Genomic DNA, 26,339 nt, shown 5'->3' on the forward strand with positions numbered 1-26,339 from the left:
ACAACGAGTTTTCGAGAGACGCTTATGCTAACCAAACGTTTATTACTCAGTGACCGGGGCGGAATGATCGTACTGGGGTTTGTCGCCCTGCTCGCGATCATCGTGCCGGTGTGCAACATGCTGGTGCCCAGCGATTCACCGCTCTACATTTCCACCTATGCGGTCACGCTGATTGGCAAGTTCCTGTGCTTTGCTTTATTGGCATTGTCCGTGGATTTGATCTGGGGTTATGCTGGTATTCTATCGCTGGGCCACGGCGCGTTCTTTGCGCTCGGCGGCTACGCCATGGGCCTGTACCTGATGCGGCAAATCGGCGACCGCGGGCAATACGGTCATCCCGAACTGCCGGACTTCATGGTGTTTCTGAACTGGGACAGTCTGCCCTGGTACTGGCTCGGTTTCGATATGTTCTGGTTCACCGCACTGATGATCCTGGTCGTGCCGGGATTACTGGCCCTGGTCTTCGGCTGGCTGGCTTTCCGTTCCCGCGTCACCGGTGTGTACTTCGCCATTATTACCCAGGCGCTGACTTACGCATTGATGCTTGCCTTTTTCCGCAATGAAATGGGTTTTGGGGGCAATAACGGGCTGACCGACTTCAAAGACATTCTCGGGTTTTCCATCACCGCCAAAGGTACGCGCAACGCTTTGTTTGTGGCCTCCGCCGTGATGCTGATTCTCGGTTACCTGGTGTGTCGTTATATCGTGACTTCACGCATGGGACGGGTGATTGTTTCCATTCGCGATGCGGAAAGCCGCACGCGCTTTTGCGGTTACAAAGTGGAATCCTACAAGCTGTGGTTGTTCGTTTTCTCCGCGATGCTTGCCGGTATTGCCGGCGCCCTCTACGTTCCCCAGGTGGGCATCATCAATCCCGGTGAATTCTCACCACTGAATTCCATTGAGCTGGTGGTATGGGTGGCAACAGGTGGGCGCGGCACCTTGTACGGTGCCATTGTCGGTGCCTTCTCGGTCAACTACGCCAAAACGCTGTTCACCACCTGGTCACCGGAAAGCTGGCTGTTTGTGCTCGGCGCGCTGTTTGTGATCGTCACCCTGATTTTACCCAAAGGGCTGGTGGGTCTGTTTGATCGGCTCAAGCGGAAACCGCGTTCTAAGAGCGAGTCCGATACCACACCCAAAGAGAACGCATCCGAGGAGGCCCTGTGAGTGTGATCAAGCAAGCCTATCAGTTCAGCCAGCGCGCTATTCCCAAACGCGATCCCAACTTCGGGCGACCGTTGGACACCTCGCACGGGCCGATTCTGTATGTCGAGGATGTCACTGTCAGCTTCGATGGGTTCAAAGCGCTGAACAACCTGAATCTCTATATCGATAAAGGCGAGTTGCGCTGCATTATCGGCCCCAACGGCGCGGGCAAAACCACGATGATGGATGTGATCACCGGCAAAACCCGCCCGGACGAAGGCAGCGTGTATTTCGGGCAGCGCATCAATCTGCTGGAGCTGTCCGAACACCAGATTGCTCGCGGCGGGATCGGTCGCAAGTTTCAAAAACCCACCATTTTTGAAGCCCTGAGCGTGTACGAGAATCTGGAGCTGGCCACCGCCGCAGACAAGCGGGTGTGGTGGACACTCACTCAGTCCCTAACGGGAGAGCAGCAAGACCGGATTGATTCAGTGGTGCGACAAATCGGCCTGCTGTCGGAGATCCGCCGACCGGCGGGCCTGCTATCTCACGGCCAGAAGCAATGGCTGGAGATCGGCATGCTGCTGATGCAAAGCCCGCAGGTGTTGCTGGTCGACGAGCCCGTGGCCGGAATGACCGGAGAGGAAACCGAGCGCACGGCGGAACTTCTCACCTCGCTCGCGGGGGCACATTCGGTCATTGTGGTGGAGCACGATATGGCTTTTGTCCGCTCGATTGCCCGCAAGGTGACCGTACTGCACCAGGGCTCGGTGCTGGCCGAAGGCACGATGGATCAGGTGCAGAGCGATCCTAAAGTGGTCGAGGTTTACCTCGGCGAATAGGCGCCATGTGGCGGCCATACGACAACAAAGTTCTGACCACATTATGACGACGAAACAACGGAGATACCCGTGCTAACCATTGAAAACGTCAACCAGTTCTATGGGCAAAGCCATATTCTTTGGGACTTGTCCCTGGAAGTGCGCGAGGGCACCTGTGGCTGTTTGCTCGGGCGCAACGGCGTGGGGAAAACCACGCTGCTTAAATGCATTACCGGATTGCTGCCCATCAGCGAGGGCCACATTTGGCTCAATGGCAAAGACTTGAGCAAGCTGTCTCCGGAAGCGCGAGCGCGCGCCGGTATTGGTTATGTGCCGCAGGGGCGGGAAATTTTCCCGCAACTGACGGTGGAGGAAAACCTGAAAATTTCACTCGGCGCCCGCAGCGACCGGCTGAGTAAAATTCCCGACCACATCTACGAGCTGTTCCCGGTACTGCAGGACATGCGCCACCGACGCGGCGGCGATCTTTCCGGCGGACAACAGCAACAGCTGGCCATTGGTCGCGCACTGGTGCTCGACCCGAGCGTCCTGCTACTCGATGAACCAACCGAAGGCATTCAGCCCAACATAGTGCGCGATATCGGGAATGTGATTGGTAAACTGAATCGGGAGCTGGGCTTGACGGTGTTACTGGTGGAGCAAAAGCTACCGTTTGCCCGACGGGTGGCGGACGACTTTTTTATTATGGAGAAAGGACACACGCAGGCTTCCGGTGCCATCGCCGATCTCAACGATGAACTGGTGCAACAATACCTGAGTGTCTAGCGAACGAAAAAAGCAGGAGCGTAAAAAAGGCCGTCCGCTGGCCACGGGGTAAACCTGTCATGCCCGCCTCAGCGGGCTGCCAGTTCTGGCGCCTGGGGAGCGCCCGCCAGCGTGCGGTAGATATTGACCATGGCCAGGGTTTCCTGCGTCCGGCTGTCAATCAAATCATCGCGGGTATCAATCAGTTCCTGCTCGGCTGCGAGCACTTCAAAGTAACCGATGTAACCCTGTTCGTAGCGGGCGCGGGCCAACTCAGCCGCCCGCTGTGCGGACGCGGTGGCGCTGGCCAAACGTTCGCTGCGTACCTGTGAACGCTGGTAGTACGCCAGTTGCGTTTCGGTTTCCGCCAATGCTTCCAGGACGGTCTGCCGATAATCCGCCAATGCGGCGCGACTGGCCGCATCCGCTGCGTCGATGCGACGGCGCACACCGCCGAAATCCAGAAAGGTCCAGTTCACACCCAACGCTACCGCCCGGGATTCCGCCGGAGCACTAAACAGGTCGGCACCGTCCGCCGCTACCGAGCCAATCAATGCGTCCAGGCTGAAACTCGGAAACAAGTCGGCGGTGGCCACGCCTACTCGGGCGGTCGCGGCGGCGAGGCGGCGCTCCGCCGCGCGAATATCGGGCCGGCGACGCAGCGCCTCTCCAGGGCTTCCCACCGGAATGGTCGGCAAGGTGTCGGGCAGTGGTGACGGAGAACTCAATTGCGCCACCATTAAGGCCGGATCACGACCAATCAATACGGCGATGCGGTACATCCGTTCGCGAATGCCCGCTTCCAGCTCCGGAAGCGTAGCGCGAATCGCATCGAGTCGCGCCTGGGCTCGTTCGCTATCGAAGTCGGTACCACGGCCCGCGCTCAGTCGAGCGTCGACAATCGCCAGGGACTCTCGCTGGTTGGCAACATTCTCCCGCGCCACTTGCAACTGTTCCTGCAAGCCGCGCAATTCAAAATAATCACTGGCCAGCCGTCCGACAATCGCCACCCGCAACGCGGACAGATCGGCACCTGCCGCTTCCAGTTCGGCCAGACGCATTTCGTGACCGCGCCGCAACCGTCCGAACAGATCCAGCTCCCAGCCGATGGCGGCCCCGACTTGATACCGGGTTACCCGTTCGCGGTTCGGATCGACCCGCTCCACCTCGGCCAGATATTGTTCCGCTGCTGAACCGTTAACCGTCAATGACGGCCATTGATCGGAGCGGGCCGCTCCGAGTAAGGCACTGGCTTGATCCAGTCGGGCCAACGCCGCCTGCAAACTCTGATTAACCATTAGGGTCTCGTGAATCAAGCCCGCCAGCACTGGATCATTAAAACCGTTCCAGAAGCGTTGCACGTCTTCATCACGGGCCTGGTCGTCCAGCGCCTCGTCATTGATCACGTCGCTTTCGGCGGCCTCGTTAAAGCGCTCCGGCGCATGAATGTGAGGCGGCTGATAATCCGGCCCCACGCTGCAGGCACACAACACGATAAGCAACGATAGCGCCGTGCAAAGCAGAACGACATTACGCATGATGGTTTTCTCCTGAGTGATTTTCTCCCGAAAGACGACGAGTTTCACTGGCGTGATCCTCAAGCCTGTGACCCTCATGCCCGTGGGCCTCACCGGTCATCGTGGACGAATGTCCACCCTTAAGTGGCCCACCGAGTTTTCGCAGGCCCACGTAAAACACCGGCGTCATGAACAAACCGAACAAGGTCACACCGATCATGCCGGCCACTACCGCGACACCCAATGCCTGGCGAACTTCAAACCCGGCGCCACTGCCCAGCACCAGCGGCACAACGGCGGCGGTAAAAGTGATGGACGTCATGATGATCGGGCGCAAACGCAGGCGGCAGGCTTCCAACGCTGCTTCCAGAGTCCCGAGGCCTTCGTATTCCAGCTCGCGGGCGAACTCCACAATCAGAATGGCGTTTTTACAGGCCAGCCCAATCAACACCACCAACCCGACTTGCACAAAAATATTGGTGTCACCACCGACAAGCCAAACCCCCGCCAGCGCGGACAACAGACACATCGGCACGATAAGAATGACGGCCAGCGGCAAAGTCCAGCTTTCGTACAGTGCCGCCAGTACCAGAAACACCAACAGTACCGCCAGCGGGAAGACAATCAGCGCGGCATTACCCTGGGTCGCCTGCTGGAAACTCAGATCCGTCCATTCAAAACCGATGCCTTCGGGCAACACCTGATCACCAATGCCAGCCAGCGCATTCATGGCCTGCGTGGACGAGAGTACACGTGGATCGGCTTCACCGGCCAGGTCAGCGGCGGGGTAGCCGTTGTAACGCAGCACCGGGTCCGGACCGAAGCTCTGGCTGATATTCACCATCGAGCCAATGGGCACCATTTCTCCCTGAGCGTTGCGGGTGCGCAACCGGGCAATGTCTTCCACGCTGTCCCGGTAGGATGAGTCGGCCTGTGCAATCACTTGCCAGGTGCGTCCGAACTGGTTGAAGTCGTTGACGTAAGTGGAACCCAGATAGGTTTGCAGCGTATCGAACAGGTCGGTAATGGAAACGCCCTGCGCCTTGGCTTTAAGACGATCCACCTCCGCATCCAGCTGCGGCACATTGGCCTGATAGCTGGTAATCGGATAAGACAACCCCGGCGTTTGCATTACCGCACCCTGGAACGCCACGACGGCTTCCTGAAGTGGGCCATAACCGAGGCCGTCGCGATCCTCGATAAACATCTGGTAACCGGAACCGTTGCCCAGCCCCTGAATCGGTGGCGGCATAAACGAAAACGCAATACCGTCTTTCAGCGTCGAGATTTTCGCCGACAGTTCGGCGTTAATGTCTTCTGCGGTGCGTTCGCGCTCCGAGAACGGCTTGAGAGTGAGAAATACCAGACCGGTATTGGAGGTATTGGTAAACTGCAACGCGTTCAGACCGGGAAATGCAATGGCGTGGGTAACATCGTCCATTGCCATCCCGATGTCTGCGACCTTGCTCAACAATTCATCGGTGCGTTCCAGCGAGGCGCCTTCCGGCAGTTTCACCCCGGCGATCAGGTACATTTTGTCCTGCACGGGAATAAAACCGGGCGGCACCAGTTTGAACATCGACGCGGTCGCACCCAATAAAATCAGGTACACCACAAACACGGCACCACGCCGACGCAAACTGTGCGACACCGCGCCCTGATATTTTTCCGAGCTGGTATTGAAGAAGCGATTGAAGGGCCTAAAAATCCAGCCGAACAGTCGATCAATAACGCGGGTCAAGCGATCCTTGGGCGCACCGTGCGGCTTGAGCAGCATGGCGGCCAGGGCCGGTGACAAGGTCAGGGAGTTAATGGTGGAGATCACGGTGGAAATCGCAATAGTCACCGCAAACTGACGATAAAACTGCCCGGTCACACCCGATAAAAAGGCCATGGGAATAAACACGGCGCACAACACCAGACCAATCGCCACAATCGGTCCGGACACTTCCTTCATGGCCTGGTGCGCGGCGGCCAATGGCGTGAGCCCTTCTTCAATATTGCGCTCGACGTTCTCCACCACCACGATGGCATCGTCCACGACAATACCGATAGCAAGCACCAGGCCGAACAACGTCAGTGTATTGATGGAATAGCCCAGCAGATACAACACCGCAAAGGTACCGACTACCGAAACCGGCACGGCGAGCAAAGGAATCACGGAGGCGCGCCAGGTTTGCAGGAACAGCGTCACCACCAGAACGACCAGCAATACCGCTTCCAGCAGCGTTTGAATCACCGACTTAATAGAGTCGCTGACAAAAATGGTGGTGTCGTACACGCTTTGGTATTCCAATCCCTCCGGGAACCGCGTAGAGAGTTCATCCATGGTGTTGATGACTTGCTCCCGAATTTCCAGTGCATTGGCACCCGGGGCCTGGAAAATGCCAATGCCCACCGCCTCTTTGCCATCGAGCTTGGAGCGCAGCGTGTAGTCACCCGCACCGAGTTCCAGGCGAGCCACATCGCGCAGCCTCAGAATCTCGCCATCGTTACCCGTGCTGAGCACGATATCGCCAAACTCTTCTTCACTGGTCAGTCGGCCTTTGGCGTTGATCAGGGTCAGAAAGTCGCTGTTCTCAATTGGCTCGGCACCAATCTGCCCGGCGGAGACCTGAACATTTTGCTCGCGCATGGCATTCACCACATCACTGGCGGTTAATCCGCGAGCCGCGATCTTGTCCGGGTCGAGCCAGGCGCGCATGGCGTAATCACCGCCACCGAAGATTTGCGCCTCACCCACACCCATAATGCGAGCGAGCTGATCGCGCACGTGCAGACGCGCGTAGTTGCGCAGATACAGCGTATCGTAGCGCTCATCCGGCGACACCAGATGCACTACCATCAAAAAGGTGGGTGACTGTTTCTGGGTGGTCACGCCCTGGCGACGCACCGGTTCGGGCAACCGGGCCAACGCCTGGCTGACGCGATTCTGCACCCGCACGGTGGCATCTTCGGCATTCGTGCCTGGACGAAACGTGATGGTCATTTGCAGCACACCATCGGAGCCAGCGACGGATTTGAAGTACATCATGTCTTCAACCCCGTTAATGGCCTCTTCCAGTGGCGTCGCTACGGTCTCGGCAATTTCCTTGGGGTTGGCACCGGGGTAGACCGTGCGCACTTGCACGGACGGGGGCACCACATCCGGGTACTCACTGACGGGCAGGTTGGGTATGGAAATCGCCCCGACCGCCAGAATAATAATGGACAGCACCGCGGCGAAAATGGGCCGGTCCACAAAAAAACGGGAAAAGTTCATGGCAATAGGCTCCTGAGAGGCGGGCAAAAGCCCGCCGCTGTTTTGTGTTTCCCTGGATAAAACATGTGTGGGGATAAAACGTGTGTGGGGAGAAAACGCTTCGAGTGTTTAGCGCCCGGTATTCATTATCGCGTCGCGATACCACCGGAACCGAACGATTCACTCATCGCCACCGAATTGGCTTTCACCGGCATGCCCGGTGCAAAGACTTTTTGCATGCCGTTGATGATCACGCGATCGCCCGCGTTTAACCCGTCGCGCACCACCACCAGGTCGTCCACTTCCCGACCGGTGCGCACTTCGCGACGGGCCACCACGTCATTCTCGGCAACCACGTACACAAAGCGCCGGTCCTGGTCCGCGAGCACCGCTTTACGATTCACCAACACCGCCTTACTCAGGCTGGCCACGGGCATTTCCACCCGGGCAAAGTGTCCCGGCTTGAACGTGCCTTCCGGGTTAGCCAGCACCGCGCGATAACGCAAGGTTCCGGTGTCGGCATTGAGGCGATTGTCAATAAAGTCCAGCGTACCCTGATGAGGAAAGCCGGTTTCTCCCGTCAAGCCAATGCGCACTAGTGAAGAATGCGTGCTGTTCGATAACGCCTGCGCACCCAGCGCATCGGCGGCGTTGCTGTCAAAGTAGACATGCAAAGGGTCTACCGACACCACCGTGGTCAACAGCGTTTGATCGGCGTTAGCCAGATTGCCTTTGGTCACCATGGCCCGACCGGTGCGGCCCGCCACCGGAGCGGTAATGCGCGTGTATTCCAGATCCAGTTCGGCACTGACCAGTGCCGCTTCCGCTTCTTCAACCCGCGCCTCGGCGCCGAGCAAGGCCGCCTGACGCTGATCGTATTCCTCGTGGGAAATCGCGCGGCTTTCCAGCAGTTTCCCGGCACGCTCCGCTTCGCCTTTCGCCAGCGTTTGCTGACTGCGGGCCTGGGCAAGCGACGCCCTGGCGGCACGGGCTCTGGCCTCGTAGGGGCGGGGATCAATGCGGAATAACAAGTCTCCGGCCTCCACCCGTTCGCCTTCCTCGAACGCCACTTCGTCAATGTAGCCGCTCACTCTCGGCCGCAGCTGCACGGTTTCCGGAGACTCAACGCGCCCGGTAAAGGTTTCCCACAGAGTCACGGGTTCCACCAACACCGTTGCCACATCCACCTCCGGTGCCGGCGGTGCGGCGGACACCTGATCCTCACTCTGCGCCCCGCAGCCAGCGAGGCCCAGCATACCGGTCAGAATCAGTGCCAGAGTCCAAACCGAACCCGCACGGATTGCGGGCCTCTTTTCGTTGATGGTATCCATCGTGTTCACTCCGAATTGGTCATGTTACAAACAAAAAGTCAGTGTCCAGTGGTGCTACGAAAGCATCGGCGGCACGTTAATTCCTCAACATAAGTTGAGGTCAAGCGAATGGTCATCGTTTTTATTGGAGTGGAAAAGTTGGAGAATCGCTTGAAGGCAACCACCGGTATAGGGCCCTACTGTAGTGGTTCGGCCCAGAAAGGCGTTATCAGATTTCTGCGCGGTCATTGCCTAATTCTGCAAAAAGAACTCTGTGTGCACAAATTGCTTTCTGGAAAAAAGGCTAAAATCCGAGCATAATTCATTCGAAATTGCCTGTTTCTATTGAGTGCTTGCCCAATCCTGCACGGATTAAACACTTCTCGTAGAACCCCAGCCAACCGGGCGTATACTCAATATCCGGTGCCTGCCAAGGCCCTGACAATGTTCTGCACGCGACATTCTGCACGCGACATACATAGAGGACGGACTTGTGACTGCCCATCAACCCATTCCCAACGCGCTCGATGATTACCGCCGCGGCTTGGCCGATTCTCTGGCCCGCCAGATTCAGAAGTGGGCTCCGGAAGAAGGTATCACTTCCACCTCAGTGCCGGACCTGGATTTGTTTCGCGCTAACTCCACGGCGACCAGCATGGCATCATCGGTGTATGAGCCGGCCCTTTGTCTGATCGCCCAAGGCGGCAAAACCGTGTGGCTCGGGGATCGGGAAATTCATTATGGGCCGCTGAGCTGCCTGGCCTCATCCGTCTCGCTGCCGGTAACCGGAAAAATCACCGAGGCTTCCGAGGAAAAGCCTTACCTGGGTGTCAAAATTTCCGTGAACCCACAAGAAGTCACCGACCTGTTACTGGAACTGGACGAGATGCCAGAGGAAACGGAGGATTTGGGCTGCGAGGACAGCTCCTGTGGTCTGTGCTGCATTCAGGCCGAAAGAGGGTTGGCCGAGGCAATACTCAAACTGACCATGCTGCTGGACGATCCGCGCGATGCTCGCATCCTCGCACCGATGGCCAAGCGTGAGGTGGTCTACCGAGCACTGGTCAGCGAGATCGGCGTAAAAATGCGCAAGTTTGCAGTGGATGGCACCAAGGCGCACCGTATTTCCAAGGTCATTGCCGCGCTGAAAGATCGCTTTACCGAACCGTTACGGGTGCCGGAGCTGGCTGAAATGGCCAACATGAGCGAGTCGTCGCTGTTTCACAGTTTCAAGCAGGTCACGCGCATGTCGCCACTGCAATTTCAAAAGAAACTGCGCTTGCACGAAGCGCGTCGCCTGATGCTGTCCGAGGGTCTCGAAGCCGCCACCGCCAGTTTCCGGGTCGGCTACGAAAGCCCCTCGCACTTCAGCCGGGAGTACAGCCGGTTGTTTGGTGCGCCGCCGCGCTCCGATGTAACCAAACTGCGCAGCAGCAATGAATTCCGGGAGGCGGCCAGGGTGTGAAAGCGCCCAGGCGTGTTTTCAGGAACGGGCCTCAGGCGGCACGGCTCGCTCTTTTCGGTACTGGGAAGGGGTGACCCCAGCGTTCTTTTTAAAGAACGTATTAAAGACTGATTTACTGTTGAAACCCACCTCAAGATAAATATCCGTGATGGTTTTGTCGGCGTCCCTCGCCAACAACTGCTTTGCTTCTTCCACCCGATAGCGATTGATAAACTCGTAAAAATTCACTCCAAAGTGCCGATTAATCAGCATCGACAAATCCCGACCCGGAATGGATAGCTGCGTCGCCAGGTGGTCCAGCGTCACGTCCGGTTCCATAAACAGTTTGTCGCGCCGCATGGTGTTATCCACTTCGCGGGCCACTTCAGGGTTAAGGAGTTCATCGGTCAACGGCTTTTTCGCTGTTTCCTTCTGCGGGACGGCGACAAAGCTGGCGAAGTAACGAATCCCCGTAAACACCAGTAGATTCACCAGCAAAAACATCGTGTAATAGCCAGTCAGCCCAATGTATTCGAACACCTTCAGGTCAAACGGGTGGCGCAGACTGACCAGTTTCGCCACACTGAGCACCACCTCCATCAACATCACCACCAGAAAACCGACCACCAGCGTGGTGACCCAGTTGGTGTCCACCTTGGCAATGTTCGAGTGGGTGGATTTGAGCAGTCGCTTGTAGCGCACAATCAGAACCAGACAGGCTACCGCGTAGCCCGCCCGCAACCATTTGCTCAGAAAATCCGCCGTGACGTACTGCGCACCGTACACCAGAATTTCATCGTTGATCAGCACTTCGCGCTGCTCCATCGGCAGGCGATAGAACACGATCCACATAAACACCGCGAACAGGGCAAACGGTATCAAGTGCAGGGTATCGCGCCATCTCAGTGAAAAGTCACGAAACACCAGGGATTTCACACACAGGTACAGCAAAGCACCGTCAAGGTAGTAGGCAAAACCACCCAGAAAATACAGCCAGGGGGCTTCAATGCGCACGGTCCATTTGAACTGTGCACCCCAGAGAATCATCTCGTGCAGCGGGATAAAGGCGTGCGCCAGTAAAAAGGCGGCCAAAAAGTACGTGCTTTTAATATGACGGGCATTCGTCGCCACCAGCAGGGCCGAAAACAACAGGCACTGCAGAGCGGTCATCATCAAAACGAGATCGTGAAAATTAAACTGTACCTTATCCATCACACAAGAAAGTCCATCACACAAAAGGTCCATCGCATCACAGGATGTATGAGATCAGGGCTCATGCCTCCGGCTGGCGGGCATGAGCGGCTCCTATTAAAGCACCCAACGCCGATGTCGCCGGATCTTTTATTGTTCTTGGGTTTGAGTCTCCCGGCACAGCCGAACGCGTTCGGCTCGCATCGTCTCCCTTAACCGAACGACAGCGTTTGAACGACCCACCACACTGGGAATGTCATCACGCCATCTCGGTGATACACCGCCGGACACCCCTCCGGTGCTCATAATAATCGACAACCCGAGGCAATTACTATGCGGTACTCCATAGCAACAGCGGGCGGACTCCGCCTGATCTCTCAATTCACGATTGCCGCGCTGGCCGTTATCAGCCTCTCGGCGCCCGCTCAAACAGACCCGGAACCCACTGCCATCGTGAACGCCGCCGCCACCCTGCCTATGATTCGGCAACAGGGAAAAGACTGGGTGGTCAACGGTGAACCCATTCGTCTGCGCGGCCTGAACCTGGGCAACTGGCTGCAACTGGAATTCTGGATGATGGGGCAGGCCATGAGTACCAGCCAGGGCCCCATCAATGATCAATGCACTTTGGAAGCCGCTCTGGACAGCCGCTTCGGCTACGCCGAACGCGAACGCCTGATGGACATCTTCCGCGACAGCTGGATGACCGACCGGGACTGGGACCGTATCGCCGACCTGGGCTTCAACGCGGTGCGGTTGCCCTTCCCCCACAACCTCATTGAAGACGAAAACAACCCGTACACGCTGCGGCCGGACGCTTGGGAGTATCTTGATCGCGCCATTGCCGAAGCCGCCGAGCGCGGGATTTATACGATTCTGGACCTGCACGGCGCCGCGGGCAGCCAGGGCTGGGAACACCACTCCGGCTGCGAGGGGCGCAACTGGTACTGGGACGGCGGCAACGGTCAGCCCGCCTCCCACTATCAGGACCGCACCGCCTGGCTGTGGGACATGATCGCCTCCCGATACGCGGGCAACAGTAACGTCGCCGCTTACGGTCTGCTGAACGAGCCCTGGGGCACTGATGGGCAAACTCTGGCTAACAACCTGACCAGCCTGTACCACACCGTGCGCGCCAAAGACCCTGAGCACATCATTATTATGCACGGGCACAACGCGACCGGTATCGACTTCTTTAACCCGCCGGGCAACGACGTCGCCTACGAAATGCATTTCTACCCGGGCATTTTTGGCTGGCGCGACAACGACGATCCCACCCAGGTCCACCTGGACTGGCTGTTCTGCAATAGCGACAGCGGCGGCGGCACCTGTGACTGGGACGCCACCATCAACGGCCGGCAGGTGCCTTTCCTGATCGGCGAATTCCAGCCCTGGACGGAGTTGGATGCCAACGGCGGCGAAATCACGCGAAAAACCTACGATATTTACAACGGCTTGGGTTGGGCGGCTACCGCGTGGTCCTATAAAACGGCCTCCCCGACCGCCCACAATGGCGACCCCAATAACGGCTGGCCCTGGGGGCTGATCACCAATACCTCCGGATTTAACCCGATCAACATCGACACCGCCTCATTACCCCAGATAGAAGCCTGGTTCGGCCAGTTCGCCACTCAGTCCCTGTCGACCCACGGCGATATTGCCTACTGGATGGACTATCAGCCCACAGCCGGGAGCGGAACGATTGAGGGCGAACACTTCCGCTGGCATTCCGGCGCCGCCATGGAGGTCACCACGGATCCGCAAGGCGGGGATTTCAACGCCGCCTACCTGGATACCGGTGACTGGATGGTCTATCGCGTCAATGTGCCGCAAGCGGGCAACTACCGCTTTGAGTATCGCATTGCCTCCCCGAACGGCGGTCAGGTCAGTGCCAGCATTCATAACGGCACCCCATTCAGCTCCACCCACATTCCTGCTACAGGGGGCTGGCAGAACTGGCAGACCGTTTCCGGTCCTACCGTCTACCTGAACTCGGGCGAACAGGACCTCAGCCTGTACGTGTCCGGCGGCGGTTGGAACCTGAATTTCTGGCGGCTGGTGGCCCAATAGCGGCTTTCCGATAAAAAACCGAGCGTCGGGCACGGTGTAAGCGCCGCGCCCGACGGCGGCAAAAAAATTTATAAGCCATTGTTTTAAAAGGGTTTTATGGGCGTTCGGGTAAGCCGAACTTATCCGAACGCCAGCGGATACCCCGATACAACGTTCGTTTGCCTGCACCCGGACGACGCCCCGGCCCACTCGTTTAAAGATTGGGCCCGGCAACGAGGACCGACACTCTCGATCCGTCCCACGCCATCGGTATCACGCCGCTCGAATCACGGGCACGCGATGCACGATAACAATAAACAACAAGAGGTTTACGATATGACAGCACTGACACGCTCTCCCCTTGCCTTGACCATTGCGCTGGCCAATATCGGCTTGGCCATGCCAGCACTGGCGCAAGAAACAACACCCCCAACGGAGAACCGGGTCGCCCTGGAGGAAATTGTGGTGACCGCCACCAAACGCACCACTAACCTGATGGACACCCCCATCGCCATTACGGTCATGAACGAAGCCGTACTGGAACAGCAGGGGCTGGCCAACATCAAGGATATCGACAAGTTGGTGCCCAATATGGACATCTCGATCGATTCCTCCCAGTCCGCCCCGGTGATCTCCATGCGTGGCGTTCGCTCAACTAACATCACCGAACTGGGCGATCCTGCGGTTGGCCTGCATCTGGACGGTATTTATTCACCGCGTCCGCAGGGCGCCATGGCTCTGATGTTCGACGTGGAGCGCGTGGAAGCCCAGCGCGGCCCGCAAGGGACGCTGTTTGGTCGCAACTCCACCGTCGGTAACATCAATATTATTTCCAAGCGGCCGGACCCCACCGAGTTCGACGCTTCGGTCGGCCTGGAAGTGGGTCGCTGGAACCACCAAAAGGTCAAGGGCATGATCAATATCCCCGTGACTGACACCTTTGCGCTTCGCGGTGCCTTCATGCAGGAAACCCGCGACTCCTACCTGAACGGCTACTACGATCCCAACCAGTGGGACACCCGCTACCTGCCCGAGCACGTGCAGAACGCCCCGCTGTACGAGGGGCCTGAGAACGAGAAGAACCTGGTCCAGCGCGCCCGCTGGTGGGACGGCGGCGCCGATGGCGTGCAACAAGTGGTCAAGGCGGACGCCAGTGACTTCTACAACAACTCCGACCAATACGCCGTGCGGCTGACCGGCCTGTGGGAACCCAGCGCCGATTTCTCCTGGATGCTCTCCTACGAGCTGTTCAAGGACACCAGCGCAGGCTCCACCGACACCATCAACTGCGATCTGGCCGGCAAGCGCATCCTGAAAGACGACGACGGTAACTACCTGGATGCCGACGGCAACATCTCCGCCACACCGGTGCGCGGGCTTCAGGGCTGTGCATCCGTCTACGGCCCCGGCGCCGACGCCTACACCGTCAATGTCAGCGTACCGGGTATGCAGGATCTGGAAATCCAGAATGTACGCTCGAACCTGCGCTGGGATTTTTCCGATTCGGTGGCGCTGGTGTACAACGCTGGCTGGGCCAAGCAGACCCGCACTCAAATGTCTGACCAGGATCGCGGCGTGACCGACTGGGACATGTCCATTTTCTTCCGCGACGCGACCTTCGTGTCCCAGTCCCACGAGCTGCAACTGCAGTCCACAGGCAATCAGCGCCTGGACTGGATTACCGGGGTGTTCCTGTTCGAAGAAAACAACGACATGCAGGGCGGCTGGATGAACAGCATGGCCAGCGCCGACTACTGGAACCAGCCGGACCGGACACTGGCGTCCGAAGCGGTGTTCGCCCAGGGCACCTACGACCTGACCGACCGCCTGCACCTGACCCTCGGCTATCGCTACACCAAGGATACCAAGGAGGACAAAGGCGGTCGCAACATGGCCTGTAACGACAGCAACCCGAACCGGTTGAACCCGGAAGCCAACGGCGGTGTGTGCTTCCCGGCGTATGACCGCGAGACATTCCTGCAACTGCCCGAGGACTACTTCTGGAATCCGGGCATCTATACCCCCACCACCAACAACGAAATCAAGGGCGAGTGGGATTACCACAACTACCGCCTCGGTCTGGACTACGACCTGTCCGACGACACCATGCTCTTCGCCTACGTGGCCAACGGCACCAAGTCCGGCGGTATCGGCGATGTGGTGGTGCAGTACGAACAGGACCCGGAAACCACCGAATACCCGCTGGACGAGAACGGCGACCGCATCGTGAAGACGCGCCACGAAAACACTTATGAACCGGAAGAAGTGGTGACGTACGAGATGGGCATCAAGTCCGACTTGTTCGACAACCGCCTGCGTCTCTCCGCCACCGCGTTTTTCAGCGATTACGAAGATATGCAGGTAGCCACCTCCAAACCCTTGTTCGTGACTTACTCTTTCGCACGCGACCCGCAAACCGGGGAGGAAACCGGCGAGGTGGATTCTAACGAATTCACCGTCTTCCAGACCGACAATATCGGCACCGCTGAAATTCTCGGGGTAGAGTTGGAATTCGACTGGGCCATTACCGCGAATGACCGACTGAACGGCTACGTGAGTTTCCTGGATACCGAGATTACCAGCGACTTCATCCAGCAGTGGGGCTTCGCTACCACCGACCTGTTTGAAATCCCGCACGATCAATCCATTGATCCAGCCAACGAAGCCCTCACCGTCAACCTCAAAGGTAATGAGCTGCCGGCCTCCCCGCGCTACTCACTGAACCTGAACTACAGCCACACCTACGACTTCGACTCCGGTGCCACATTGGTGCCCTGGGTCAACGTCAGCTGGAAAGATTCGGCGTACTTCTCTATCTTCAACACCGAGAAACACGTCGGCCTGTTCGCCACCGAAACCCCGGAGGCCTTCACCGACAAGCGCGAAGCCATCACCAACGTCAATCTGGGCGTGAAGTACACCGCGGCCAGCGAGGCGTGGAGCGTCGAAGGCTTCGTCAACAACGCCACCGACGAAACGGAATTCTACTGGGGCGGCAGCGGCGACGGCCTGGTGCGCGGACCGGTTTCCATGCCGCGCTTCTACGGTGTACGCGCCAACTATAACTTTTAAACCCTAGGAATGAATTTGAAGCCCAAGGCACGGAAGCCTTGAACCCATGGAGCTCTCTTACCCCGCTTGGCCCCGCGTGCTCGCGGGGCTTTTTTCATTGCCACCATAACCATAATAGATGAGGTCAGACCATGACACTTAACGTTCCGGCTTTCGGCAAAGCCGCCGCCTGCCTCGGCACAGTGTTGCTGAGTTCCGCCCTGCTGTTCGGCTGCGGCTCCTCCAGTAACGACCGTCCACCCTCCAATTCTTCATCATCCAGTGACCCCTCCGGCACTCCCGACGAACTCTCGATGCTGAGCACAGATGGCACGCGCTGGGTCAACGCCGATGGCGACACCGTCACTCTGCGCGGCACCAACCTGGGCAACTGGTTGCTACAAGAGTTCTGGATGATGGGCCAGAGCACTGAGGCCGTGGACGACCAGTGTACGCTGGAAGGCATTTTCGATGAGCGGTTTGGCGTCGAAGAGCGCGAGCGCCTGATGACGCTGTTCCGCGACCAGTGGATCACAGAACGCGACTGGGACCAACTGGCAGAATTTGGCATGAACGTGGTGCGTCTGCCCTTTCTATGGAATCTGATTGAAGACGAACACAACCCTTACACCCTGCGTGACGATGCCTGGCACTATCTGGATCAGGCCATCGCCGAGGCCGAGGCGCGCGGTATGTACGTCATTCTCGACCTGCACGGCGCGGCGGGCAGCCAGGGCTGGGAGCACCATTCGGGCTGCGCGAACCGCAACTGGTACTGGGACGGCGGCAATGGCGAACCCGCCAGTTACTACCAGGACCGCACCATCTGGCTCTGGGAACACATCGCCGAGCGCTACCGGGATAATGAAACGGTCGCCGCCTACGGCCTGCTGAACGAGCCCTGGGGAACCACCCCCGAAACCCTGGCGGACACCATTACCACCCTGTATCACAAGGTGCGCGATGTAGACCCGAACCACATCATCATTCTTCCGGGCCACAGCGCCGGTATCGATGCCTACGGCCACCCCGCCGATCACGATATGGTCAACGTCGCTTTTGAAATGCACTTCTACCCAGGCATTTTCGGCTGGGGCGAAATCGGCTACGACGTCCATCGCGACTGGCTGACCTGCGGCCCCGACGGCACCAGTGGCGTGTGCGAGTGGGACACCCGGCTGAGCGAATTGAACACGCCTTTTCTCATTGGCGAATTCCAGCCCTGGACCGGACTTGGCCTGGAGCAGGGTGCACAAATCACGCGCGCCACCTACGATACCTACGCTCAATACCATTGGGCCGCCACCAACTGGTCCTATAAGGTACTGAGCAACACCGGTGGACAGGGCGCCGGCACGTGGGGCATGGTCACCAACCAGCCGGGGCTGGGACTGCTGACCAAGGCCGACACCTGGGCCTGCGCCGGTTGGGACAGCGACTTTGACGCTGCCTGTGGTACGGCCACACCGGAATTTACCGTGCCCGGTGAGGGGGGACAGACCTATTACCTGGTTATCAAAGCAGGGGCCTGCTGCGGCGGAACCCTGGATGTCAGCCTGGACTCCCTGGCCTTGCGCCTGGCCGGCTCCGACACCAACCTGCTGGTAAATGGAGACTTTGGCAGTGACGAAGGCTGGACCCTATGGACAGCTGATGCCGACATCTCAGTGGACTTCAACGCCGATACCCGCCCCACAAACGGCGACGGCGCCGCCCTGCGCCTGACGGGCAGTAGCGATACCAACGGAGGGCTGTACCAGGCGGTGACCCTGACCGGTGGCGAGACCTATCACTTTGATGGATTGTTCAGCGACAACGGCAGCGACAGCGCCTGGGCCGAAATCTACCTGGCGCAGGAAATGCCCGAGGACGGCACGGACATTACCGGCGCGGTGCTCCCACAACTGAATTTCCACACCGCGCCCCTTGAAGACATCGAAGCCCTGTTCGAGTCGTTCGGGACGCTGGAATACGATGTACACACTCCTCTGAAGACCTGGCTCAACGCCGAGGAGAGCCCCACGCTGTTCGATTTGCCGCCCACGCCAGAAGGACTGAGCCTCACCACCAATGGCGGGCAGCAATTGAGCTGGACCGCGCCCGATGATGACCGGATCACCGGCTATCGCATCTATCGCAGCGCCGTGGAACTCTCCGTTGGCAGTGCCATTGGGGAGGTTCAGGGCACCACATTCACCGACACCGGCCACGCCACCCAAAAACGCCACTACCGGGTCAGCGCCCTGGCGGACTATGCCGTCAGTTACCCCAGCGAGGCTGTTGCCACCGAGGATGTCGCTGTGCCGGCACTCGGACGCCTGCGAGCGGAGTTTTACACCGACATGAGTGGCATCCAGCTGGAAACCACATCGGACACCGGCGGCGGGCAAAACATCGGCTATATCGACGCCGGAGACTGGCTGGACTATCGGGTGTCAGTGCCCGCGGCGGGCCAATACACCATCCGCTACCGGGTCGCCAGCGAAGCCGGCTCCGACGGTTTTGAGCTGCTGCTGGAGGACGAGCCACTGGACACCGTTGCCATCCCGAACACCGGAGGCTGGCAAAACTGGCTGACCGTTACCGGAACAATTGATCTGCCCGCAGGAGAACACACACTGCGTGTCAACGCGCTGGCGGGCGGTTGGAATTTCAACTGGCTGGAGATCAGCGAGCCTTAACGGGCGCATCACCTCCTCGAAAAAGCGTTTGCAGACAATGCTTTCAGGCGGCTTTGGCCGCCTTTTTTCTACACTTTTCCCTTCAATTTGTTTAGTCTGCGCACCTTTGTGTATTAGCCTGCACATCCTGCTTAATTCTGAGCGTCATTAGCATCAAACGAAACGTAAAAATGCTCGACACGTTTGACGCTTTTCAGCCTTCGAATTTATAAAACTGTGATGACGATCAATCCCAACCAGTGAACACCTTGGCGATGCTACAGTTTTCCTACAAAACGGACGGAACTTTAGGTTTTTTAAACTTTCTGTTCCACCAGATAAGGCAATTCTGGCGACCCTAAACTCGATAGTCGCCAGCCGCCTTAATGAGACTAACGAATTTTTAGAGCAACAGAACTTTTAGAGAAGCAGGAACGTATCTACAACAACGTCTATACTTATTACCAACCCGCCACGGAGACAACAGGAGCTTTTTCTATGGCACGTATATCTGGAATTTCACTGGCCAGTTTGGCACTAGCAATCACCCCTCTCGCCACCGTTCCAATCGCACAGGCGCAGGAGTACTCCCAGCCCAAGTTCGAACTGTTTGGCGGTATCGGTCGGACCCTGTTCGACGAGCAGATTGAGGACTCCACCCATTACAACCTCGGCCTGGGCATGAATCTCAACGAACGCTGGGCGCTGGAACTAATGGCCACCCGATTCGACACCGAATGGAATGGTGGAGCCCCTGACGTGGATGGCGAACAGTACCGACTCGACGCCCTGTATCACCTGGGCGACGCGGGTGATCGCGCTCGCCCCTACCTGGCGTTCGGGATTGGGGATCAGGAACTCGAAAGTGTGGCCTACGCACCGAGATCCTCCATCAACGATACGCTGATTAATGCGGGGCTCGGGGTAAAATATCGCCTCGCCGAGCGCTGGCAGTGGCGCACCGACATGCGCGTATTCAACAACCTGGACGCGGAAGACACCGACTTCGCCATCACCACCGGCATCAGCTTCCTGTTTGGTTTCAGCGACAACAAGCCCGCTGAGCGTCCGGCGCCACAAGCCCCGGCAGACAGCGATGGCGACAACGTCCCCGACAACCGTGACCGCTGCCCCAACACGCCGCGCGGCATCAGCGTCGACAGCAACGGCTGCGCCCTGGACAGCGACAATGACGGTGTGCCGGATCATCGCGACCAGTGCCCCAACACCGCTCAGGAATACCGCGTGGATGACACCGGTTGTCCGGTAGAGCTGACCGAGAACGTCTCCATTGAAATGCGTGTACAGTTCGCCACCAACAGTGCCGAAGTCCGCGAGGAGTTCATTCCTGAAGTTCGCCAGGTAGCCGACTTCATGAAACAGTTCGATCAGACTCGCGTTACCGTAGAGGGGCACACCGACAGCACCGGTGCCGCCGCCTACAATCAGGACCTGTCACAGCGTCGTGCCAACGCCGTTCGTGAAATCCTGGTCACCCGCTTCGGTCTGCCCGAGAGTCGTGTACGTGCCGTCGGTCACGGCGAAGAGCGTCCCGTCGCGGACAATAGCACCGAGGACGGCCGCGAACGCAACCGCCGCGTCGTCGCTGAAATCAGCGCAGATGTGACCCGTAAAGAAACGCGCGACGAGTAACCGGAGCTCGCGAGGCCGCTTGTGATTTCACCACGGGCGGCCTACAATGCTCGGCCCTGCGTCATCAAACCGGTTATAGCGGTTTGACAGTTTCAAAGGGGGCGATTTGGATTCGACGCCGGTAACAAAACTCAAGGTGCATGTCGTGATGGCAGCCAATCACGTAAATCCAAAGCTGCACATTACTAGTTGCCAACGACGACAACTACGCTCTAGCGGCTTAAACCCCGCTAGCGGTCAATAGCAAGGTGCCAGTACCGCGTTATTGACTGTCATATAGAACTGGATCGCGGTGAAGCATGCCTGTGGTGGAACCGCTAAAACTTTAACAGGCTCGCTGTTTGCGTCCTGGCCGTTGGGCTGCAAATGGTTAAATCAATAGACGGACGCTAAGCATGTAGAGCCGCGAGCGGAGTACCGGCGGACGGGGGTTCAACTCCCCCCGCCTCCACCATCACCACATCTAAAGACGTCCTAGGACGTCTTTTTTTGTGCCTAAAATCAAGAAGTTACGTGGTTTTTCAGTCCATTAACGTCCGATAAGATCCAGCAACAACCGACACCCCAGGTATTCCAAGTGGTATTCCATGGCGCCCAATGCTATATTTTGGAATACCAAATGGCAGTCTGGAATACCCAATGAGCACCTACACCACCACCCTGAAGGCCAAGCAGGTCGCCGCCGCCAAGCCTCGAGACAAAGACTACGTCCTGTCCGATGGGGGTGGCCTTCAACTGCGCGTGCGTACCAACGGCTCACGCCTGTGGAACTTCAACTACCGACACCCCATCTCCAAGAAACGAGTCAACATGGGGCTGGGTAGTTACCCCGAGATCAGCCTCGCTCAAGCTCGCGAAAAAACCAAAGAGAGCCGCGCACTCGTTGCCCAGGGTATCGACCCCAAAGCGCACCGAGACAAAGAAGCACTGCAAAGGAAGCTGGAGACCAGCAACACCTTGCGCAAGGTCGCCGAAGAGTGGATTGAGCTGAAGAAGTCCCGTGTAACCGCCGACCATGCAGCCGACTCCTGGAAGTCACTGGAGATCCACATTTTCCCCAAGCTGGCCCACATACCGATTACCGACGTTAGCGCTCCACAGGTGATTGATGTCCTACGCCCTATTGAAGCCAAAGGCAGCCTCGAAACCGTCAAGCGCCTATGTCAGCGGCTAAACGAAATCATGACTCACGCCACAAATAGTGGGTACCTACCAACCAACCCGCTCAGCGGCATAAGGGAGGCCTTCCTAAAACCCAAGAAGAAGAATATGCCCACCATCAAGCCGGAAGAATTGCCGGAGCTGGTGCAAACCATCGCCAACGCCAGCATCAAGCGAGTCACTCGCCTGCTGATCGAATGGCAGCTACACACCATGACACGCCCCTCGGAAGCGGCTGGCGCCCGCTGGGAAGAAATCGACTTCGAGAAGCGGTTATGGACAATACCTGCCGAGCGGATGAAAAAGAGAAAAGAGCACATAGTGCCACTAACGGAGCAAAGCCTGGCGCTGCTGGAAGCATTAAAACCAATTAGTGGGCACCGGGAGCACCTGTTTCCATCTGACCGCAACCCACGAACCCACACCAATAGCCAAACCGCCAATATGGCGCTTAAGCGCATGGGCTATGGGGGCAAGCTTGTCAGCCACGGCTTACGAGCACTGGCCAGTACCGTGCTGAATGAGATGAGGCAGGACCCGGAGCTGATTGAGGTGTGCTTGGCACACGTCGATAGCAGCGTGCGTGGCGACTACAACCGGACAGACTACCTGGAATCCCGAAGAGAACTCATGGAGGTTTGGAGTCAGCAGATCGAAAAGGCTTCGATAGGCTCTCTATCAGCTAGTCAAAGCCCTTCTCTAAGGGTGGCAAATGGATAACAGAGCTATTCTCAAGAGCCAAAGCTCGGGCCGCACAACGCAAGTGATTCTGGATCGCGTCATGTCACCGTCTCTCTTGGGTAAAACCTTTTCTCAAGCCATCATAGAAGAGATTGCCCGATTTCTGCCTATTCGAAATGCTGCGGCGCAGCTCTGTATCCTCGCTAGATTACCGCGATGTATTCGAATAATTTATTGTGAAAACTGAAAATGAATAAGTTCGCCTATGCTTTATGAAAACAACTGCGAATACCTACTGGGGTTTATCGACAATCCGATAAAAAATGGAGTAATACTCGAACAGCTCTACAAGAAGCCGAGCCTAAAAGGCCGACTACTTTTCAAAATTCCCATGCTACGCAGATTTGTTTCTGAAGAAGATCTAATAAATATCTTCACTCAATTATTGGTAAAGCTCAGAAAAGGAGCCCAAAAAGAACTTTTACAATTAAAACTTACGGACTTAGAGCCCAGCCCACACAACCTAGACAGGTGCATAAACGCCCTCGCTCAGCACTACGTCCTAGCAACAACCCCTATAACTTCCAAGGAAGGTGGCGATATAGAATTCACCGAAGCCTTCCTCTTAGCGCACTATGCGGCCAAAAGTAGCTATCACACCAGCCGCATCAGTGAGTCCCTAGGACTTCCCCCAGGTTACGATCTCCCGATTTCAGAAAGCCCACATCTATGGGCGCTTTACCACTTAAGCGAAGTGTACTGGCTTCTAAAGAGTCGGTTCTACCGGATCAAGGCAAGTTCGAATAGTATACTTTTATATAGAAACAGCACTTTTTCTACGTTCATTACTACCTACTGGGCGTCCGAACTACTAGAGTACCACTCACAGCTGGCAGACATGGCATGGTTAATAAGCCGATTTGAACCATTCATGAACACACGGATTCCGCCACTGCTTTTCGTGGAGGCTGTAGATCGTGTATTAGATAAAGCATTCTCTATATCGCAAAGCTGCCTCACGAGTGAGCTCAGGAGGCAACCAAAGTACAAATTAATTAGAGATCTCATTGGACTTGCGGTGCTGATCGAAGCAAGGTCTCGCCACTCTGACCGTATCGAAAAATCCTGGATTCATAGGCAAAGACTTATACCAGATGAAACAATTGAATTCATTGACGGAATGCTGGATCAGCAGCCGCCTCAATTTGGACTCGCAAGCAACTTCATATCCTTGAAAGGCGATCATTATCACAGAGGGACTTTACAATTCAGGTACGGCATCAGGAAGTTAATGGGATATCTACATCCAAAATACTACTCCCCTGAAGACACATTCATTAACGGCATATCGAAAGCCTTCGAAAACCACATTTTGAATCACCTAAAAGGGCTCCAACGCTACGGCTATACCGCTTATGAGGGGCTCGCCCCACCGGGCCCGAAAGCCGCAATAACTGGCTATGATGTTGACGTAATACTCCATGACACCGAAAAATCTCTATTTTTTTTCATTCAAATCAAATATAAATTGACCTGGACACCCACCTATCTCTCGGAGCAAATAAAATTCTTCGCCAATGATGGTGATGACTGCAGGAAAGGCTATAGACAGCTAAAAGTATTACGGGACAACATGATGCACCAAAGCATTAGAGATAGACTGAAGCGAACACCTGCCTTTTCTGCAACTCCAGAAAACAGCCATTTCATCGTACTACACAACCAGCCATTCCTCAATTTATACACTCACGACGAAATACACTTTTATGATTGGAACACGTTTAGGAACATTCTGGAGAACGGCAGTATCATCCAGTTAACGAATAACGATGAAAAGGTAAGGTCTATCGGGGAAAGAATGCCGATTCACCGACCCGACAACATCGCGGCAAGGTATATCGAGTCTGGAGCATTTGGAGAAACAACAAAGGAGCAGTATGACCTCTTTATGAACGCCACATGTAATGTCAACGTAGACGACATATGCATATCTAGTAGCCTTCTATGACACTAGGTCCCACATGGGGACACAGTCCTTGGTGGCCGCCGTAAGTAGTCATCTCTTAGGACTTTGACGTTTCCGCCCTTTCTGCCAAATCCACCACAACGATATCAATGGCGGAAACATTTGGAAACATTAAGGGCTTCCTGGTATTCCCAACCAAGAAACATCGCCGGTGCGCTTGGAGAGTAACAGTGAGGAAGTGCATGCCCCGAAATCAGCTGCGTACTAGGCCTGGCTGGACATTTCGGCTAAGCACGTGGCTCTCTTATATCATCGAAGCCGTCGTACTTCGGCTTGTACTCATATTCTCTCCCAGCTACTAGAGCAGGCGTTTCTGCTTGACTATATAGCTAACCGGCTTCTTTTTCTTTTCCAGCACACCTTCTTTGACCAGACGAGTTAGCCATTCCTTGGCCTGCGCGTTTGAGACGTCCAACGCAGCGGCCACCTCGGTGTCCTTCACCGGCTCACTCGCGAGTTGCTGAATGGCTTCACGCACGACTGCAAAGAGCGCTTCGGCTGGGGTCAACTCCGGCTGTGGAGTTTCCGTGGAAACGTCTACCTGTGCAGCTGAACCTAGCGTTATGGATGGCAAGCATTCCACCACTGCGGCTAGTTGCCCAGCTGCGGCAACGTTAACAGGTGGTGATGACTGAGTGTCGACTGACGGCGCCTCCTCGCTCGAAAACAACGGCAAATCGGCCTGTGGAAACGTCGTAGGCATCGCCACATTGAACACGTCATCTAACGAAGCCACGTCTTGTGGGTTCGGCCAAGGAAGTGCGCCTTTCTCGCGCAGAGCATCCAGAGCGGCAGATGACTCACCCGTTGATCGAACGAAGACCGGCACGAATTTTAGTTTATCGAGCTGCTCTTCGGCGCCCGCCCAAGTACCACCTTTTTTGAGATCAGAACTGACCACTAGTGAGGTGTCTGCTAATGCGTAAATCAGCTTGTTTCTCTGCATAGCGTGGCCAACATTAAATCCAGCACTTGGATCGTAAGCAGAAACGAGTACCAAATTGCCGCCACGCAAACGATTTCTTTCCTCACGATTCATGACGGTCTTTTCAAGGTTTTCAGCAAGAACGCCAATCACCTTTCCACCTGATTCCGAAGCACCTCGCATGGCGGCTTGATCAACGCCCCTAGCCCCCCCCGAGATGACGGTCCGACCTGCGCTGGCAGCCAGGCTTCCGACAGACATGGTGTAATCAACCAAGTCATCGCTCACCCGGCGCGAACCCACGACGGCAAGCCCACCAGTTTCTAATATACTAATATCGCCACAACCGTAAAGCACCGCTGGCGCGTCCTCTCTGAGACGGGCCTTCAAGCGGCGTGGGTACTCGGGATCCGCACGACTAACCACCCAAATTGCACGTGACTGCCAGTGCTCGATCACCTGACTCAGTAGAAACCCACGCTTCAGTAATCGCTGCAGGCGCCCCTCGTCAATTACTGGTTGGCATTCACGCATGACCTCAAGAGCAGCTGGGGAAACAAGATCTGCTGGCTGGCGCTTAATATCGCGCAAATGTTGCGCAAGCCGTTTGTATTCCCCTGGCGACAACAGATCAGGGGACCGAGCCCCACGTCCAACAATGAGCGGCGCCGTCAGTAAAAGGATAGCCTGAGTGT

15 protein-coding genes and 1 other RNA gene are annotated in these 26,339 nt (G+C 56.7%); 11 read left to right on the plus strand and 5 right to left on the minus strand.

Annotation, left to right across the window (positions count from 1 at the left end):
* Nucleotides 1-24 precede the first annotated feature (24 nt).
* The 3 genes from urtC (at nt 25) to urtE (ending at nt 2,756) form a co-directional block, all read left to right on the plus strand.
* On the plus strand, nt 25-1,170 hold the full coding sequence (urtC, locus tag ACQCLF_RS03065) for an urea ABC transporter permease subunit UrtC (RefSeq protein WP_426984842.1): 1,146 nt from the start codon (nt 25-27) through the stop codon (nt 1,168-1,170).
* Between the two features lie 38 nt (nt 1,171-1,208).
* On the plus strand, nt 1,209-1,991 hold the full coding sequence (gene urtD / locus ACQCLF_RS03070) for an urea ABC transporter ATP-binding protein UrtD (RefSeq protein WP_426985225.1): 783 nt from the start codon (nt 1,209-1,211) through the stop codon (nt 1,989-1,991).
* A 69-nt stretch (nt 1,992-2,060) separates the two neighbouring features.
* Nucleotides 2,061-2,756 carry an urea ABC transporter ATP-binding subunit UrtE gene (gene urtE / locus ACQCLF_RS03075; RefSeq protein ID WP_426984843.1) on the plus strand — a complete coding sequence of 232 codons (696 nt, stop codon included), beginning with the start codon at nt 2,061-2,063 and terminating at the stop codon, nt 2,754-2,756.
* A 68-nt stretch (nt 2,757-2,824) separates the two neighbouring features.
* On the opposite strand, the gene ACQCLF_RS03080 is transcribed toward urtE, so the two are convergent.
* From ACQCLF_RS03080 to ACQCLF_RS03090, 3 genes are all read right to left on the minus strand, one after another.
* Complete coding sequence (locus ACQCLF_RS03080) at nt 2,825-4,273, minus strand: efflux transporter outer membrane subunit (RefSeq protein ID WP_426984844.1); 1,449 nt, start codon at nt 4,271-4,273, stop codon at nt 2,825-2,827.
* Nucleotides 4,266-7,514 (minus strand): efflux RND transporter permease subunit, encoded by a 3,249-nt coding sequence (locus tag ACQCLF_RS03085; RefSeq protein WP_426984845.1) that lies wholly within the window; start codon nt 7,512-7,514, stop codon nt 4,266-4,268. The genes ACQCLF_RS03080 and ACQCLF_RS03085 overlap by 8 nt, the downstream gene beginning before the upstream one ends.
* Nucleotides 7,515-7,639: 125 nt before the next feature.
* Complete coding sequence (locus ACQCLF_RS03090) at nt 7,640-8,824, minus strand: efflux RND transporter periplasmic adaptor subunit (protein WP_426984846.1); 1,185 nt, start codon at nt 8,822-8,824, stop codon at nt 7,640-7,642.
* Between the two features lie 472 nt (nt 8,825-9,296).
* Here ACQCLF_RS03090 and ACQCLF_RS03095 point away from each other — a divergent pair, with 472 nt between their 5' ends.
* Entirely contained in the window at nt 9,297-10,268 is a 972-nt protein-coding gene (locus ACQCLF_RS03095) for an AraC family transcriptional regulator (protein WP_426984847.1), read from the plus strand.
* 18 nt (nt 10,269-10,286) lie between these two features.
* On the opposite strand, the gene ACQCLF_RS03100 is transcribed toward ACQCLF_RS03095, so the two are convergent.
* Nucleotides 10,287-11,459 (minus strand): helix-turn-helix domain-containing protein, encoded by a 1,173-nt coding sequence (locus ACQCLF_RS03100; protein WP_426985226.1) that lies wholly within the window; start codon nt 11,457-11,459, stop codon nt 10,287-10,289.
* A 312-nt stretch (nt 11,460-11,771) separates the two neighbouring features.
* Between ACQCLF_RS03100 and ACQCLF_RS03105 the strand changes: the two genes are divergently transcribed.
* From ACQCLF_RS03105 to ACQCLF_RS03135, 7 genes are all read left to right on the plus strand, one after another.
* Nucleotides 11,772-13,508 carry a cellulase family glycosylhydrolase gene (locus ACQCLF_RS03105; RefSeq protein WP_426984848.1) on the plus strand — a complete coding sequence of 579 codons (1,737 nt, stop codon included), beginning with the start codon at nt 11,772-11,774 and terminating at the stop codon, nt 13,506-13,508.
* A 315-nt stretch (nt 13,509-13,823) separates the two neighbouring features.
* On the plus strand, nt 13,824-16,559 hold the full coding sequence (locus ACQCLF_RS03110; protein ID WP_426984849.1) for a TonB-dependent receptor: 2,736 nt from the start codon (nt 13,824-13,826) through the stop codon (nt 16,557-16,559).
* 131 nt (nt 16,560-16,690) lie between these two features.
* Complete coding sequence (locus tag ACQCLF_RS03115; protein ID WP_426984850.1) at nt 16,691-19,219, plus strand: carbohydrate-binding protein; 2,529 nt, start codon at nt 16,691-16,693, stop codon at nt 19,217-19,219.
* Nucleotides 19,220-19,696: 477 nt separating this feature from the next.
* Nucleotides 19,697-20,851 (plus strand): OmpA family protein, encoded by a 1,155-nt coding sequence (locus tag ACQCLF_RS03120; protein WP_426984851.1) that lies wholly within the window; start codon nt 19,697-19,699, stop codon nt 20,849-20,851.
* Nucleotides 20,852-20,948: 97 nt separating this feature from the next.
* Nucleotides 20,949-21,305: a transfer-messenger RNA gene (gene ssrA, locus ACQCLF_RS03125) on the plus strand.
* Between the two features lie 185 nt (nt 21,306-21,490).
* A complete protein-coding gene (locus ACQCLF_RS03130) occupies nt 21,491-22,732 on the plus strand; it encodes an integrase domain-containing protein (RefSeq protein ID WP_426984852.1) in 1,242 nt (413 codons plus the stop codon).
* A gap of 226 nt (nt 22,733-22,958) precedes the next feature.
* The gene (locus tag ACQCLF_RS03135; protein WP_265367090.1) at nt 22,959-24,701 is read left to right on the plus strand and encodes a hypothetical protein; all 1,743 of its coding nucleotides are present in this window, start codon (nt 22,959-22,961) and stop codon (nt 24,699-24,701) included.
* Between the two features lie 316 nt (nt 24,702-25,017).
* On the opposite strand, the gene ACQCLF_RS03140 is transcribed toward ACQCLF_RS03135, so the two are convergent.
* A complete protein-coding gene (locus ACQCLF_RS03140) occupies nt 25,018-26,235 on the minus strand; it encodes a DNA-processing protein DprA (RefSeq protein ID WP_265367089.1) in 1,218 nt (405 codons plus the stop codon).
* Between the last annotated feature and the right edge of the window lie 104 nt (nt 26,236-26,339).

The sequence above is a fragment of the Marinimicrobium sp. ARAG 43.8 genome (assembly GCF_050113635.1).
In the GTDB taxonomy this organism is placed as follows: domain Bacteria; phylum Pseudomonadota; class Gammaproteobacteria; order Pseudomonadales; family Cellvibrionaceae; genus Marinimicrobium.